The organism is Psychrobacillus sp. MER TA 171, from assembly GCF_023713305.1.
Lineage (GTDB): Bacteria > Bacillota > Bacilli > Bacillales_A > Planococcaceae > Psychrobacillus.
On sequence record NZ_JAMAWN010000003.1, the window covers coordinates 219,388 to 235,240 of the forward strand.

Below are 15,853 nucleotides of genomic sequence, written 5' to 3' on the forward strand. Positions count from 1 at the left end.
GACAATTAAATACAGAGCTTTCACCCCCTAGTTTTAATAATTCTTTGTTTATGTGCAAAATACCTTCCTTATCCCCAAAGACTTCCATTGTGTTTAACGCCGTTTAAGTCCAATTTCCCGCAATCCCCAATCAAAATGAAAAAGCTGCCTGAAGAAGTTGGCAGCCTTATCTAGTAATATTTAGGGTTAGTGAACAACTAAGCTTCCACTTCCTTGTAAGAAGAATACTTTCACGATTAAATTTAGTATGCGCTATTCGAAGGTTAAAAACCTTCTTAAAAACAGCGTTAACTGAAAACTCGAATTGGGAAATAGATTCAATTTATGAAATAATAGATTTATATTGATTTATAAAGGAATGATGATAATGTACATAGAAAAGATTGCATCTGATGCTTCATTACAAGAAGCTTTTGACATCAGAAAAAGTGTGTTTGTTGAAGAACAGGGTGTCCCTTTAGAGGATGAATTTGATGAATTTGATCAGTGGGATGGGCAGTGCCAGCATATTTTAGTGTCTATCGATCATAAAGCAGTAGGCACGGGTCGTATTCGAGCAGTCGATGGAGTAGGAAAGCTAGAACGCATCTGCATTTTAGAGCCATTCCGTAAACTCGGATTAGGAAAAGTCATTATCCATTCCCTAGAGGAAATAGCGAAGGATATGAGTCTTTCTAAGGTTAAGCTTCACGGTCAAACGCACGCCGAGGGCTTCTACGCGAAACTTGGTTATCACACAGCCTCCGATCCTTTCATGGAGGATGGTATTCCCCACCTTTTAATGACCAAACAGTTAAATTAATTAGCTATGTTAAAGGTAAAGGTTGATTTTAAATACACATAAAAAATGAGCTAGGATATTTCCTCCTGGCTCATTTTGCTTTGATATTGATTTTTTACTAAGCACCTCGTTAGTTCAACAAAAAGAGTTTATTCGGAGGTCATGTATCTGAAACAGCTGATGCCTTTTTTGTTTCTTTGACTTTTTGGGTACTTAGGACAAAACTAAGAACTGCTGCAATGCTACAAACATACGGAAGGAAAGAGTATCCCCATTTAGAAATGACAAAACCACCAATCATTGAGCCAAGGGTAATACCAATATACAAAGCGGTATTATTCCACGCCATGACAATTCCTCGTTCGTTTGAATATTCAACCGCTAATCTTGCTTGGTATGAAGTAAATCCTGCATACCCAACTAAAGCCCATAAGAACAAGAAGAAATAGATCCAATCACCTGATGTGAAGAATATACCTAAACAAACAAATATTAGAGTCAAGAACATGAGCGTAACTTTCGATATATTCCTTTCTCCAAATCTATCTGTTAATTGACCACTTATAAGACTTCCTAAAACAGCTCCGATACCATAAAAAGTTATAGCTAATGCGATTTCTGTTGATGAGAATCTATTTTCAGAATAAAGAGAAGCTCCTAAGTAAACATAAAGAGCATACATTGAAATCGCCCAAAAGGTTGTAACACTTACCGAACCAAGTATTTTTAGCAAATTTCCTTCTAATAGATTCCTTGTTAAATAGATTCTAGGAACATATTTCCAGGTGTTGAAATTTACTACTGCCAATATAGCTCCTATAACAGCCATTATAACAAATACTGAACGCCAACCGAGAAAATGCTCTAATAACATACCGAATGGAGCTCCTGCCCAAAGAGCTGTTAAGTGTCCTGAAACAACAATCGAAAGCCATGTCCCTGTCCGATTTGGTGGTGCAGCATCTCCAATGATTGCGTAAATCAAAGGAGTAATTGAAGCAACAGATAAACCAGCTAAAATACGACTAACAATTAACCAAAAAAATGAAGGAGCAAAGGCAGTTAGTATGTTAGAAATGACGAACAACAATAAGCCAAATGTAATTAATGGTCTCCGTCCATTTTTATCTGAAAGCCATCCAAAGAAAGGAGCGGAAAAAGCATATGTGACTGCAAAAACTGTTACCATCCATCCAGTCATCGCTGAACTAACATTATAGGCTTCCGAAATGAACGGTAGTAAAGGAGATACTACAAATAAGTCAATACCCATTAAAAACAATGTTATCCAACCAACACTTAAACCTACCTTCCCACTAAACTCCATTACATCCCCCATTTATAATTATTGTTACATGTATATTCTTTAAAGCTATAAAAAGGACCTCTTGTTCAATCAAACTGCGACGTTAGCTTAAGTGTAACATTTCACAAACTAAATCGCCTCACGCAAAAACAACTCTAGCCTTTAACAGAGTTAATTAATTTAACTATTCTAAAAATAAATATTTTATGCTACAATACGATTAAATCTGTTTGGAGAAAGGATACAAAACTCTTATGCCAACATTTACTTTGTAATGGATTAACTAAATTGGATAGCACTTTTCCTAATTATTTTAACCAAGGGATTAGTCTGCCCATCTACCATTACAAAGGAACAAGAGCAAACTAGTAGTTTCGTATGCTTTTAGGGATCCTTTTAGGTTCTTTTTTTGTTGTACAAATTAATAACGATTCTAGCAAATGTCCAAACGGATGCAATTGTTCCTTTATCTTATAGAGGTGAAGGAAATGACCGTTATACATCATTATTGGGAAATTCTAAAAAAGGAAACAGTTCGTTCAGAGGTAAAGCATTGTAAAATGTGCGGGAGAAACTCTACGTTTACCGACACTAACATACGAAGACATAATTCTAATAGGAAGCATATATACCGATTTGCTATTTACAAATGTGAAAAAAACCATACATGGAATAAAAAGCCAGACATTTATAAAGCTTTTCGTAAGCATGAGAGGGTTTATGGACGAGAGCCTATACATCAAAAAAGCATTTTGACAGAAATACCCGTCCATCTTTATCTAGAAAATCGAGTATCGGAAGTTCATATAATGATTAAGTCTTTAGAAGGGGTGTATCGTATTGACTCTCTTCTTTCTCAACAAATACCTGATTGGAGTAGGACTGTTGTTGTTGATAAAATAAAAAGCGGTTCTATTTTGGTAAATGACCAATGCATTAAGCCAAGCATGAAAGTAATGCCTCATGACACTATTATGATTAAGCTAGTCTAAAATAGTGGTTCTAGCATGTAAAAAAGGAGGCTTGTGACCAACGTCCAAGTCCTCCCTTTTTTATTTCTTATGTCCACCAAGTAGGCCTGCACGCTTAACAGCAGTTCCAGCCTCCGTATAGGAAACTGCACGTAAAACAGCTGTTGAACCATACTTGTTCCGAAGATAATCCATCGTTTTTCCAAGCTTTCGTTCCTTCCACTTTCCTTCCTCAAAGAGGCTTAGCTGCATCGAGTTCTCGGGCTCTAGATTGGTGATCGAAATGGATAGCTTCCTTACCGGGCTGCGGTCGTAAAAGTCATCAAAAATCAGCTCGCAAATTTTGTAAATTCTCATGGTCGCATTCGTCGGTTCATCTATAGAGCGCGAACGATTGAATCCACCACCAAAAACTTCCTTACTATAACCGACCGATAGATGGATAGTGCGTCCAACCATATTAGCTTCTCTTGCTCGCCTTGCCACGTCCTCACACATTTCCAGTATGACTGCCATTACTTCTTTTTTCGTTCGATAGTCGCGAAACAATACTTGACCCTTTCCATAGCTTATCTGACCATCTACAATGGGTGCTCCCAGTTCCGAGAGATCTATCCCCCAGGCATGATGGTACAGCTGATTTCCCATCACCCCAAATTTTTCCTCCAGTACATCCAAGGAAGTGTTTGCGAGCTGCCCTACATTGAAAATCCCCATATTATTTAACGTTTTTTCCAATCGTGATCCTATCCCCCACATTTCACTTAACGGGGAAACAGGCCACAGCTTTTTAGGGATGTCTTTATACGTCCATTTAGCAAAGCCAGTTTTTTTGGCCTCCAAATCAAGTGCCAGCTTTGCCACAAGCATATTCGGTCCCAATCCTACTGCACATGGAAGCTGAAACTGATAATGCAGGCCATCCTGAATACGTTTGACTGTACGCTCAATTGGTCCCCAAAGCTTTTCAGTTCCTCCCAAATCAGCAAAGCATTCATCCACGCTGTACACATGAATAGATTCACTTGGGACAAACTGATTTAAATAACGTGTTATCTCCATTGAAACCCGAACAAAAAACTCCATTTTTGGCTCTAGCAGATGGATGGAAGGATCGTCTGGTATTTCAAATAATCTAGATCCCGTTTTTACACCAAACCTTTTTTTCATCGGAGGTGACGCAGCAAGCACAATACTCCCCTTCTGCTCCAAGTTTCCAATAACCGCAATAGGCGTATTCATCACATCAAGCCCCGCCTCTGCCGCAGCACAGCTTGCAAAAAAGCTGCGGATGTCTATACAAATAATGCTTCGATTTTCTAAGCCCTCATACATAAAAGCTTCTCCTCCCAAAAGAAACATTTGTTCTCCTTAGTATATTACAAACGTACGTTCTTATTCAATGGTAATGTAGACCATTGGAGGAGGAGGTGTATCGGACTGGCTGACCTTTGTTGGGATCGCCATTTTAAATTTAAAAACTCATTACAATTACGGGTTTACTTGTGAGGTGCAAAACGTAAAATGACCGTCTTAATAACACAGTATTTCACAAAATGAATCACAGTATATTTCAAAGATAAAAAAGGTTGCAACAAAAGTCTCTTCAAAATACAATATAGCTTTTTTCCGCTACGGCTGGCGCTTTCTGCGGTGCACGATTTCAATCTCCTCGTCGCTTTGCTCCAACCAATGAGAAGAGAGGAATTATTTTTTATTAGAAATCAGTTATCTTAAAAAAGTAAAGACATGAAATCAAGTTGCTGATCTCACGTCTTTTAATTTATTGACTAGTTATGTCACAGATCTTTTCTATCTTTTTTAACGAATGCCTCAATTAGTTGATTTATTACAAAATAATTTCTTCCCCGATACTTATAGCACGAAAAGGATTTCTTTCCTTTGATTTTAACGATTCAATAAAGTCTGGAGTTAAATCCTCTTTGTTAATAATTATTGTTGTAGAACCAGATACTAAACCGTTTAAAAAAATGGGTTCAACAGATTCTGGATTCTTAAGTCGCTGATAAAAAAAACTGTCTAAAACAATAGTTGCATAACTAAAATCACCTGTATAATTAATGAATTGAAAGTTAACTTCAAAAATAAGGTCATCATTGTTTTCCTCTATCTCATAGTTGAAACTTTTTACTTCTGCACTTTTATTAGGAAACAAAATCCATACTAAGCACAATAAAAAAATCACAGATATAATGAAAATTAGTACTTTGCTTCTCTTCAAAAATTTACCCCCATTTTATTAACCTGCCCGATTAGCGCAAGAACACCATTTTACAATCTTTCCAGTATCCGTGATATCATTTTAACATAAATATCCATTGCCCTTCGTGTGTAATTGACTTACTAAATCCCAAAAATTAAATCAGTAAAAACGCACTGTGAATTACATTATGAATTCAAGCGCGCTTTACTATGTGTTTACTATGTTTGCGCCTCTGAAGTAAACTCATTAGTTACAACATAGGATTGTCTTTGTTCTGAGCCTAGCTTCATTCATTCTACGTAGTGACCTCTGGCTTACATGAGAGGAGGTTAATAGGTTTTCCTAGACTTTCTGCTTTTCCTTACCCTCTTGTAAAAGCTGCATTTTTTCTTGCAGCTGTTGCTTATTCCATTCCACGATGTCCTCAGATACAAACGCCACTTTCTTTCTCTTTGGTATTCTGACTTGTCCATTCACAGCCCGAGTATAACCTTCTATCATGGCGGAAATTGCTAAGATAACTAAGGCAAAGCATATAGCAGGACCTAGTGGGAGCCAAGGCACACCTTGTAGATATCGGAAAGATGATCCAAAAAGTCCAGCCCATTCATAGGCAATCGATTTTGGAGGGTCTCCAAACATAGGATCATAGCTAACTGCCGTACCTCCAATATATAATTGCAACAATCCTAGATGTGTGAACACCACTAATGTTTCTACTACCTGTTGGCCATATAAAACAAATAACTTCTCTCTCATCATTGGAAATAGATGACGAGTAATAATTCTTGGTCGGCCGGCACCCAGTGTTTTAGAAGCTAAAACATATTCCTCCTGATAGAGAAGGTTAGCCTCATTACCTATAAGTGAAGCTACTATCGGTACCGTAATGATTGCCATTAATACCACTTGAATAATAATTCGCTCCCATACTGTTGTAGAAAATCCCTCCATCGGCTCCCATAACACAGGGTAAAGCATTAGATAAGAAAAGATCGTCATGGGAATATAATGTAGAGGATCAATAGCACTGTTAATAAGCGTACGTCTCTTCTGCCAATAAGTACCGATTGCAAACCCTAACGGTACTGCGATGAGCATTCGGACAGCTGCAACACCCATTGCCGATATGATGGTATATTTTGCACCAAGCATGATTTTAGCAAACATGTCATAGCCATACTGATCCGTCCCAAGTGGATGCATCCAGCTAGGGGATAGTGGCGCAGCTTCTATAACTCTGCCATTCTCCATTAAAAAGTAGGTTTGCTTCGGATCTGGTCCAAAAATCCATTCAAATATAAAACTGCCTAATAAAAAGAAGGCTAATATAATAAATCCAAACACAAAATAAGGCTGTCTCCACACTGATTTTTGCTTCATCCTATTGCTCTCCCCTTGTTCACATGACGTAGAAAATACCATTCACCAAAGCTATACAGGAGGAACACTGGGAAAAAGAAGCTACACACTGTTATAAAAAATAACTCTCCAGTTATATTGGCACTCAAATAAAACATAATACCTGGCATGTTAAACATACGTTCTAGGATAAATAAGTTGGAAAGCATAAACCACATCGTTTTTTTCGATTGAAAAAAGATACTAATAATCGCATTTCTAAACATATGTATGAGTAAAATAATCAATTTGCCGAATCCAAGCGATCTTGCAAGCTCTGTATACATTTTCCGTTCCTCTGCCTCAAAAGTAAGCATGCTCAATCGGTAAAGCTGAACCATCGGAAGAATCATCAAGCATATTACGGGAAGCAAATAAATTTTCTCCCCACCTGTAACGGCGATTTTCATGAATATCCCTGTTTGCTTATGGATGATAATCACGAGAAGCTGAATGAGCAAAACAATCAATATATCCGGTAAAGATTCTAAAAAGAAAAAAACAGTTTTAATCCGCTGTCTAACTCGTTCTTTACATAACATAGTGATCACAGTAAAAAATAGAGCTAACAGAACAGCCACTATAAGTGCCAAAAATAAAGTCTCGAGAGAATATTGGATGTATTCTCCAATATGCAAACCCGCATATTTTTCTAATAGTTTACTTAAAGGAAACAATCCAAATAGGTGGTCTCTATATTCTTTCCACCAAAACTCCCCTTGCTGGAAGCCTGTAATTAACAACGGTAATCCACTAATCAGTACAATACCAATAAACGCAACACCTAGCTGAAACATCCATCTCCAAAAAACTTTCATAATAATCCCCCGTGACTAAAATTTACGATGAAATTATCATATCACAATAATTAACGAATAAAAGAGAATTTTCAGGAGACTCAATATATTTAGAGGAAAAAGGTAGTTTTTAGTTTTAATTGTTAGATGCTTCACTTAAACTATGATTCCTAACAATCTCTGTAATGGGTAAATGGTTAACTTTGAAGTTTATGGTGAAGAGGAAGGTTTTATCCGACTATGTCGAATAAGTTAATATATGTAAAGTAATGAATATAAGTGGCATTACTCAATTCTGGAGCGACACTCAACGGTGTAGTTTATCTATGGGGGATTTTATATGATAAGCAAAACAAAAAACTCTAAATATCTAGATTTCAACAGCTATTTCAAGAAATTATTTCCCTATATCTTTATCCCAACTTTATTAGTATTTCTGATAAGTGATTCTTTCATTACAGATAATCCGTTTAAGGAATTAGAGGATTATGGTTCATTTTTATTTGTAAGTTTATTTTCCTTATTAATGGCAACTATATTAAGCTCAGTAATAATTAGTCTTATCTGGGCTTTTACTAAAAAGGTCGACTAAATTGAATAACTGTGTTTTTATTAAAACACCACAATCAAAAAATGAGCTTGGAGTACGTGGTCCAGCTCATTTTTTGCGTCATTTAATATAACGTTCAGAAAAATAATCTATAAATTATTGGCTAACTTTTTTCGGGAGTAACTGTGAGAACCTTAGTTTCTTTCCCATATTCTAAACGAATAGTTTTTCTTGCCTCAATTGGTGATCGGGCGTTCACCGGTATAACCTCTACTACTCCATTCACTTCCATCTCCACTAAAAAGCATTTTGCACCACATTTCATATTAAACCCTCCTCAAGCATTACTTTAAATTTATCTAAAAAGAAACTTTTAATCAAAAATTAGGATCATCGAATAGATAGTTTAGAAACATGTGACCTCGAGTGAATTACACTCAATTTATGGGACACTTATCATATTTTATGGGCGAGTTTTCACTGTTTATGGGACACTCTCCAACCATTTACGGGCGCTTTCCTTATTTATGGGACACTTCTTAATCTTTATGGGACATTATTTCATATTTTACGGGCGAGTTTTCACTGTTTATGGGACACTCTCCAACCATTTACGGGCGCTTTCCTCGTTTATGGGACACTTCTTAATCTTTATGGGGCACTATTTCATATTTTATGGGCGAGTTTTCACTCTTATGGGACACTCTCCATTCATTTATTGGCGCTCATACGGGGAGACTCCAAATGGTTAGGATTGTTCTATCCTTTAAAAAGGAATTCTGACATTTCGGTAGAATAAATATAAATACCACTTATTAGTCTAAATTGCTTTGCTCAAGGAGGACTTAATACATATATTAATAAATGGAGGTGATTTTCAATGAAGGAAGTAAAAGAGCAGCTTATACATAGCTGTAACTATTTAGAGGAAAGAGAATTAGTTCAACTAAAAAGTGCCATGGATTTTGCTGAAAAGGCGCATGTTGGCCAAACACGAGCAACTGGTGAACCTTACATTATCCACCCTTTCGAGGTGTGCCTGATTTTGTCCGAATACAAGGCGGACATAACGACTTTAGTCTGCTCCTTACTTCATGATGTAGTGGAAGATACAACAGTTAATCTCAAGGAAATCGAGCTTTTATTTGGAAAAGATGTCGCCTTTATCGTGGATGGGTTAACGAAGTTTGAAAAAGGTACGTTTGAAAAAGAGGAGTATAGTGCCATTAATATGGAGAAGCTCCTATCCTATGCTATTCAAGATATACGAATAGCAGCTATTAAACTAGCAGATCGTTTGCATAATATGAGAACCCTGGCTATCAAAAGAACGGAAAAGAAAATTCCCTATTCAAACGAAACACTTCTTTATTTTTCACCATTAGCAGAAAGAATAGGGTTGTTTACACTCCAAAGGGAGTTGGAAGAGCTAGCCTTCAGCTATTTGCATCCGGAACGGTATAAGCAATTTCGAGAGAAGATAAATAACTATACAAAAGTTTATGAAGAATCATATGAGGAATTTATTACTAAACTAATGAAAGAGGATACTTCACACATAATTACCAAACATAGATGGATTAATATCCCCTTATTTCAAGGGTACAACTTGTTAAGTGAAGGATTTTACCTTTCTGATATGTTTACTGTTCACATTACCATTGATTCTACCTTCAACTGCTATACAGCTCTTGGTCTCGTGCATTCCACATTTGAAACAATGCCAGATCATTTTGTAGACCAAATTGCCATTGAAAAACACCCCTTTATCAAACAGCTCAAAACAAAGGTTAGGGTAGCTGGGATTCCAATGACAATTGTTTTACAGGATAGGCAAACACAATACTTCTACCAGAATGGGATATTCGCTTGCTTAAAGACCATTGATTCTACAACACTAAGTACCTCTCTTTTAGGGAATTCGATTCCTTTTGCTAAATCCATTACCAATAACCCAATTGCATTTTGTGAGCTAGTCTCTTTAGAACTTTTTTATAAAGAAATAGAAATATACACACCAAAAATGGATATTATTAAGTTACCAATTAACTCCAACATCATTGACTTTGCATATGCACTTAATCCGAATTTGGCAAATAAACTAGCCTTTGCCAAAGTAAATGGCAAGATAAGCTCACTTCAAACAATTTTAAAGGATAAAGATATAGTAGAGCTCCATGTGAAAAATAAAATCACCGCTAATGCAAAGTGGCTTCATTTTGTGAAAACATCAAAGGCTGTTAAAGAAATAACCGATATCGTGAATGATGAGACAAACCCTGCCTAACATTCCATAAGAGTCTAGCAATCTTATGGCGTGTTAGGCTAGTTTGCGATTAATACTATACTGTTTAATGATTGAACATTCTTATTTGAAGCTTTCTCTAGTAAGGCATAATAACTCTGAATTAGCGTCTGTATTTTAACGGGAGAACGATTAAATTTCTCTCTCACTGATATCGCATAATCTACTTCCCATTTGCCATCTTGTAGGAACGATGCATCCACATTTTTTGAGTCAACTAGGTTCCAACCTGATTCTTTCAGCATATTCTTAAGTTGTTGCTTGTGAAAAACATTTTGGATATTACCCTCGTCTTCAAACTGTTCTGCATATATTGCTAATATGCTCGCTGAGTAAAAATGGGCAAGCTGCTCTGGCTTAGTCCATTCTAAATCCCACTCAGCGATACATATGCGCTTAGCTACCTTCTTTAATCGTTTAAGATAAGAAAGCAATGTAGCAGGTTCTTGAAAATACCAAAGACAGTGAGAGAGAATAGCTACATCGTATGTCTCTTCTATATTCATCATGAGGAAGTCTGCTTCTAAATCAAAAGATACTCGGTTACCTATTGGGGAGGATTTTATAAAGTCAGTTGCTTCTCCTAAGGTTATGGGTTTACCGTAATCTCTGCCAGCAATATCAATTGCCATTACAAATCCTGTTTCACCTACTGCATCTGCCAATGCAACTGTGGTATCACCTTGACCACACCCGATTTCTAGCACTCTCATGCCCTTTTCAATATTAAATGCCTGTACTAGCCCTAGGCGATGTTGAAGCTGTATACGTTGAATAGAAGAATTTCCTACTGTCTTCATATAAGTTAATAATTTTTCCATTTTCACTACCCTTTCACTAAAGTTTAGGTGAAAATAAACAATAGTATGAATTAATGTAATATACTTACTTTATCATAATTTAAAAATAAAAGGAGGAGCAAAATGATCAAGAAGTTACTGGATGAAACTCAAAATATCAGCTACTTTGTTTACTTAACTAACCGAGGAGATGCCTTCCCTAAAATAGGTGATAGCCTAGAGGAAATCTATACAAACCTTCGAGAAGAAGTTTCTATGGGTTACACGGATCTGTGGGTATTGAAGAGAGTTGGATTGCTGAATAAGCATGATACATTCTACTTTTCAGAAAACGATCGAACTGCAGATGACGAATTAAAAAGAGCCCAATACCTTCCTGAAAAGATTTATATCACATTCACCTTTGTACAAATTAACGAAGCAACTTCTCCTATGTACACCAATTCAGGCGGCACTATGACCCACCTCACTTATGAAGAGGCAGAAGAGTATGCTGTTAAACATATTGATAAAATGAAACAGAAATATCCAGAAAGAGAGTTTTATGTTTTATATGCTCGTTTAGTGGAAAGAAATACTTGGCATTAATAGAGACTTGAAAAGGGACCATTCGCGAAAGAATGTCCCTTTTTTTAGTTTTTATTCGAGTGCTATTTCAATCTCATGACCACCAATCGTCACACTTATACCTGATACTCTTTGTTGCTTAACGATAAGCTGATTCATTAATACACTTTGTTCTAGCAATGGATAAAAACTGTTTATGATTGCATGCATCTCGGCAGTTGTGTGAAGGCTGATATTTACTCTTTTTTCTACAGGTAAAAGCAACTGCTTCCGATAGGATTGGATTGCTCTAATTAACTCGCGCATCCACCCCTCACGTATCAAGGCTTCCGTTAATGTCACATTTAACACAACGGTCATATCATTACTAGCGCCATAAGCAAAGCCATCCTTTACTTTTTTCTCTATTAAAACGTCTTCTAGTAAAACAAGATTTTCTTCTAACTTTATACTTCTATTTTGAATAAGCTCGCTTACCTGACTAGATGTTAAGTTATTTAGCCTCATATTAATACTGTTAGATTGATTGCCATACTTAGCAGCTGATTTTTTAAAATCTAGTTTCACCGTTGAAGTAAAATATTCTTCTCCGCTATTAAGCGGATGAATCTCCTTGATATTTAGCTCTTCCATTATAATATTTTCATATGCACTCCAATTTATTGGCTTGCTGCTCATCACAAACAATTGTGCTAGTGGCTGCTTTACTTTTATAGCAAGACTGTTGCGAATACTTCTTCCTAGTTCAACAACCTGTAATACTTCACCCATTTCCTGCTCGAGTAATTGATCGATTAGGGATTCATCAGACTGTGGGTAATCCGTAAGATGGACACTTTTTCCGGTAAGTGCCACGTATATCTCTTCAGCGATAAAAGGTGTAAATGGCGCAAGTAATTGGCTTACTTTAGTCAATACCTCGTAAAGCGTTTCATATGCTGCTACCTTATCGTTATTAAGACCACTTGACCAAAAACGTTCCCTCGATCTTCTTACATACCAGTTGCTTACTTGTTCCACTAAACGCGCAATATCTCTGGCTGCACTCGTAAAGTTAAACTCATCTAATTTAATGTTAACGTTACGAATTGTACTATGAAGGCAGGACAGAATCCATTTATCTAATGTTGTTTGCTGAAGGGCTTTATCTCCCGTTACAACATATTTATCTAAAGTAGTATAGAGCGTATAAAAATGATAAACATTGTCTAGTGTATCAACCAGCTTAGATTTTGCCTCTTGAACAATTCGTTCAGAAAATCTTTTTGCATTCCAGGGGGCACTGTCAACGAGTAAAGCCCATCTCAGCGAATCTGCCCCATAGTGTTGGATCAGCTCAACGGGATCCAACGCATTTCCTTTGCTTTTAGACATCTTTTGGCCGTTCTCATCTAAAATATGCCCAGTGGAAAGAACACGCTTATATGGTGATTTGCCTGTAAACAGTGTAGAAACAGCCAAAAGACTATAAAACCATCCTCTTGTTTGATCAATCCCCTCTACGATCAAATCTGCTGGAAACTGTTTAGAGAATAGCTTCTCATTCTCAAATGGATAATGATATTGGGCAAATGGCATAGAACCGCTGTCAAACCATACATCAATCACCTCAGGAGTTCTCCTCATAGTTCCAGCACACGAAGGGCAACAGAGACGAACATCATCTACGTATGGCTTGTGGAGCTCAATACTTCCTAGAGGATGTAGCGAATACTTGCTTAATTCTTCTATACTCTTAGGGGCGAGCTCAAGCTTACAATTGCTGCATTCCCACACATTAAGTGGGGTGCCCCAATAACGATTACGACTGATATTCCAATCGACCATTTGCTCTAAAAAGTTGCCGAACCTACCATGTTTGAGGTGCTCTGGATGCCAAGATACGGATTCATTATTAGCTAAAAATTGTTCTTTTAAGGCTGTAGTTTGTATAAACCAGCTTTCCATTGCGTAATAGAGCAATGGGGAATCACAGCGCCAGCAATAGGGATAGCTATGCTCGTATTTTTCCTTGTAAAACAGTAGCCCTTTATGGGAGAGTAATCGTATAATCTCTAAATCACACTCTTTAACAAAACGTCCTTCCAACCCCTCGACGGCTATTGTAAACCTCCCTCTTTCATCTACTACATGAATAAAAGATAAGCTATTTTCCTTCATCACTTTGTAATCTTCTTCCCCATACGCTGGTGCGATATGGACAATACCAGTTCCGCTATCACTTGAAACATAATTTGCGGTAACTACTTTATATCCCTTTTTTACATGTACAAGATCAAAAAGTGGGGTATAGGAAAGACCCTCTAATTCTGCCCCCTTTAAGGTGGAAAGAATCTCATATCCATCTTTCAAGACTTTTTTAACTAAATCTCTTGCGAGGATATATACCTCCTCCCCTTTCTTCGCTCGAACATATTCAAGCGAAGGATTAACCGCTAGGGCTACATTTGCCGGCAGTGTCCAAGGAGTAGTAGTCCATCCAAGAAAATACTCATTCTCTTTATGTGTAAGTTTAAACTTAACTATTGCTGATAAGTCTTTAACCGTTTTATACCCTTGAGATACCTCATGTGAACTTAAGGTCGTTTGACAACTAGGACAATATGGGGAAACCCGATGACCTTTTTGCAGCAGACCTTGATCATGTATAGTACCAAGGATATTCCATACACTTTCAATGTAGCTATTACTCATCGTCATATAGGGGCTATCCATATCGACCCAGTATCCCAGCTTTTCTGTGAAGTCACGCCATTCCTTTTCATAAACAAATACACTTTCCTTACATTTCTTGATAAATGCTTCGACCCCATAGTCTTCTATATCCTTCTTACCAGAAATACCAAGCTGTTTTTCTACGCCAAGTTCAACTGGTAGCCCATGGGTATCCCAGCCCGCTTTTCGAATGACCTGATAACCCTTCATTGTTTTATATCTAGCGACCAGATCCTTTATCGTTCTGCCGAGGGCATGCCCTACATGTGGCAAACCGTTCGCTGTAGGAGGACCTTCGTAAAACACAAATGTAGGATTTCCATCTCGTTGCTCAATAGATGCTTGAAATACATTATGCTCCTCCCACATTTTTCTTATCTGCTGCTCGCGTTGTAAAACCGTCTTCTTTAAGACCTTGTTAACCATCTGATATCACTCCACGTTCAAATTAATAAAACATACAAAAAACCCGCCCCAGTAAAGGGACGGGTTTAACCGTGATACCACCCTAATTCCATTGAAATCTTCACCTCAATAGCACTTAGCCACGTACAAGCATACGCGTTCCTTTTAACGGTAGACACCCGATCACACTTACTTAGTTCAGTGCGACTTCTCAGAGAGGATTTTCAAAAATAACCTAAACACCGACTTTCAGCATAGCATCGGCTCTCTTTGGAATAGATTTATCTTTTACTTTTTCTCATCAACGAATTTGTATGGTTTTATTGTGGATAAATTTATCATGTATGTAAAACGAATGTCAATAGGATTATTTGTTACTTAGCGAAAAATATAAATATTCGATCTTTTAGTTCGTTTCAAATGTTACTGATCCAAGGAACAAGCTTATTCTCTAAGCGCATAATAAATTAGAAAGTCTACCCATTCTTCCTCTTCCATAGAAAACTTCTCTCGTGTGCACTCGTATTTAAAGCCGGCTCTTTTAGCAAGAGTTTCGGACGGTCTATTATCAACATTAATATGAAGTTCAATTCGTTGGAACTTTAACGAGTCAAAAAAATATTTTTTAGCTTCTCTCACACTTTCGACTCCATACCCCTTTTTCCAATATTGGTTATGAATAGAATATCCCATCATAGCCCATTGATAATCCATCCTAAGAATTGTGATTAGTTCTACCTTTCCGATATTAACTCCATCCTCTTTTCTAAAAATACCCATTATATACATTTCATCGTTCTCTTGAGCCTTATTAAAACCTTTGATCCAATCAGAGAACCATTCATTAGACGCCTTCTCCATTATTTTGTATCCTTCGTCATATTTATATTGAGAAGGTAATCGATTATTAAATCCATTTGACCAGCTCTCATAATCTTCCTCATTAAATGTTCTGAGGATCAAGCGATCAGTCTCCAAATATAATTCTTTCATCGCTATCCCCCTCCGCACACTATTTTGGTACCAAAATA

The 15,853-nt window shown here is 37.0% G+C and carries 14 protein-coding genes and 1 other annotated feature; of the genes, 5 read left to right on the forward strand and 9 right to left on the reverse strand.

The window, feature by feature from the left end; translation table 11 throughout:
• Positions 1-367: 367 nt before the first annotated feature.
• Positions 368-802, forward strand: a complete 435-nt coding sequence (locus tag M3627_RS04875; RefSeq protein ID WP_169359210.1) for a GNAT family N-acetyltransferase — start codon at positions 368-370, stop codon at positions 800-802.
• 139 nt (positions 803-941) lie between these two features.
• Here M3627_RS04875 and M3627_RS04880 read toward each other — a convergent pair whose 3' ends face one another.
• Entirely contained in the window at positions 942-2,108 is a 1,167-nt protein-coding gene (locus M3627_RS04880) for an MFS transporter (RefSeq protein WP_251553163.1), read from the reverse strand.
• A gap of 419 nt (positions 2,109-2,527) precedes the next feature.
• Between M3627_RS04880 and M3627_RS04885 the strand changes: the two genes are divergently transcribed.
• Positions 2,528-3,079 (forward strand): DUF1062 domain-containing protein, encoded by a 552-nt coding sequence (locus M3627_RS04885; protein ID WP_251553164.1) that lies wholly within the window; start codon positions 2,528-2,530, stop codon positions 3,077-3,079.
• A gap of 60 nt (positions 3,080-3,139) precedes the next feature.
• Here the strand turns inward: M3627_RS04885 and M3627_RS04890 are convergent, their stop codons facing one another.
• The 4 genes from M3627_RS04890 to M3627_RS04905 all read right to left on the reverse strand — a co-directional run bounded on the left by M3627_RS04890 (position 3,140) and on the right by M3627_RS04905 (position 7,501).
• On the reverse strand, positions 3,140-4,393 hold the full coding sequence (locus M3627_RS04890) for a Y-family DNA polymerase (protein ID WP_251553165.1): 1,254 nt from the start codon (positions 4,391-4,393) through the stop codon (positions 3,140-3,142).
• 514 nt (positions 4,394-4,907) lie between these two features.
• The gene (locus tag M3627_RS04895) at positions 4,908-5,300 is read right to left on the reverse strand and encodes a hypothetical protein (protein WP_169359213.1); all 393 of its coding nucleotides are present in this window, start codon (positions 5,298-5,300) and stop codon (positions 4,908-4,910) included.
• Between the two features lie 324 nt (positions 5,301-5,624).
• Positions 5,625-6,665, reverse strand: a complete 1,041-nt coding sequence (locus M3627_RS04900; RefSeq protein ID WP_169359214.1) for an ABC transporter permease — start codon at positions 6,663-6,665, stop codon at positions 5,625-5,627.
• Complete coding sequence (locus tag M3627_RS04905; protein WP_251553166.1) at positions 6,662-7,501, reverse strand: ABC transporter permease subunit; 840 nt, start codon at positions 7,499-7,501, stop codon at positions 6,662-6,664. The genes M3627_RS04900 and M3627_RS04905 overlap by 4 nt, the downstream gene beginning before the upstream one ends.
• A gap of 319 nt (positions 7,502-7,820) precedes the next feature.
• Here M3627_RS04905 and M3627_RS04910 point away from each other — a divergent pair, with 319 nt between their 5' ends.
• The gene (locus M3627_RS04910) at positions 7,821-8,072 is read left to right on the forward strand and encodes a hypothetical protein (RefSeq protein WP_169359216.1); all 252 of its coding nucleotides are present in this window, start codon (positions 7,821-7,823) and stop codon (positions 8,070-8,072) included.
• Positions 8,073-8,193: 121 nt separating this feature from the next.
• Here M3627_RS04910 and M3627_RS04915 read toward each other — a convergent pair whose 3' ends face one another.
• Positions 8,194-8,355: a hypothetical protein gene (locus M3627_RS04915; RefSeq protein ID WP_169359217.1), complete on the reverse strand. Its 162-nt coding sequence runs from the start codon at positions 8,353-8,355 to the stop codon at positions 8,194-8,196.
• 555 nt (positions 8,356-8,910) lie between these two features.
• On the opposite strand from M3627_RS04915, the gene M3627_RS04920 reads away from it, so the two are divergent.
• The gene (locus M3627_RS04920) at positions 8,911-10,317 is read left to right on the forward strand and encodes an HD domain-containing protein (RefSeq protein WP_251553167.1); all 1,407 of its coding nucleotides are present in this window, start codon (positions 8,911-8,913) and stop codon (positions 10,315-10,317) included.
• A 38-nt stretch (positions 10,318-10,355) separates the two neighbouring features.
• Here the strand turns inward: M3627_RS04920 and M3627_RS04925 are convergent, their stop codons facing one another.
• Positions 10,356-11,156: a class I SAM-dependent methyltransferase gene (locus M3627_RS04925; protein ID WP_251553168.1), complete on the reverse strand. Its 801-nt coding sequence runs from the start codon at positions 11,154-11,156 to the stop codon at positions 10,356-10,358.
• Between the two features lie 102 nt (positions 11,157-11,258).
• Here M3627_RS04925 and M3627_RS04930 point away from each other — a divergent pair, with 102 nt between their 5' ends.
• Positions 11,259-11,723, forward strand: a complete 465-nt coding sequence (locus M3627_RS04930) for a hypothetical protein (protein WP_251553170.1) — start codon at positions 11,259-11,261, stop codon at positions 11,721-11,723.
• 51 nt (positions 11,724-11,774) lie between these two features.
• Here M3627_RS04930 and ileS read toward each other — a convergent pair whose 3' ends face one another.
• Both ileS and M3627_RS04940 read right to left on the reverse strand, forming a co-directional pair.
• A complete protein-coding gene (gene ileS / locus M3627_RS04935) occupies positions 11,775-14,843 on the reverse strand; it encodes an isoleucine--tRNA ligase (protein WP_251553172.1) in 3,069 nt (1,022 codons plus the stop codon).
• 52 nt (positions 14,844-14,895) lie between these two features.
• Positions 14,896-15,136: a binding site (T-box leader), on the reverse strand.
• A 130-nt stretch (positions 15,137-15,266) separates the two neighbouring features.
• Entirely contained in the window at positions 15,267-15,821 is a 555-nt protein-coding gene (locus M3627_RS04940) for a GNAT family N-acetyltransferase (RefSeq protein WP_251553208.1), read from the reverse strand.
• Positions 15,822-15,853 lie beyond the last annotated feature (32 nt).

Coding starts and splice junctions, on each gene's coding strand:
- M3627_RS04905 (WP_251553166.1), bottom strand. CDS start 7,501: ATGAAAGTTTTTTGGAGATGGATGTTTCAGCTAGGTGTTGCGTTTATT.
- M3627_RS04915 (WP_169359217.1), bottom strand. CDS start 8,355: ATGAAATGTGGTGCAAAATGCTTTTTAGTGGAGATGGAAGTGAATGGA.
- M3627_RS04900 (WP_169359214.1), bottom strand. CDS start 6,665: ATGAAGCAAAAATCAGTGTGGAGACAGCCTTATTTTGTGTTTGGATTT.
- M3627_RS04930 (WP_251553170.1), top strand. CDS start 11,259: ATGATCAAGAAGTTACTGGATGAAACTCAAAATATCAGCTACTTTGTT.
- M3627_RS04920 (WP_251553167.1), top strand. CDS start 8,911: ATGAAGGAAGTAAAAGAGCAGCTTATACATAGCTGTAACTATTTAGAG.
- ileS (WP_251553172.1), bottom strand. CDS start 14,843: ATGGTTAACAAGGTCTTAAAGAAGACGGTTTTACAACGCGAGCAGCAG.
- M3627_RS04880 (WP_251553163.1), bottom strand. CDS start 2,108: ATGGAGTTTAGTGGGAAGGTAGGTTTAAGTGTTGGTTGGATAACATTG.
- M3627_RS04890 (WP_251553165.1), bottom strand. CDS start 4,393: ATGTATGAGGGCTTAGAAAATCGAAGCATTATTTGTATAGACATCCGC.
- M3627_RS04875 (WP_169359210.1), top strand. CDS start 368: ATGTACATAGAAAAGATTGCATCTGATGCTTCATTACAAGAAGCTTTT.
- M3627_RS04910 (WP_169359216.1), top strand. CDS start 7,821: ATGATAAGCAAAACAAAAAACTCTAAATATCTAGATTTCAACAGCTAT.
- M3627_RS04885 (WP_251553164.1), top strand. CDS start 2,528: ATGTCCAAACGGATGCAATTGTTCCTTTATCTTATAGAGGTGAAGGAA.
- M3627_RS04925 (WP_251553168.1), bottom strand. CDS start 11,156: ATGGAAAAATTATTAACTTATATGAAGACAGTAGGAAATTCTTCTATT.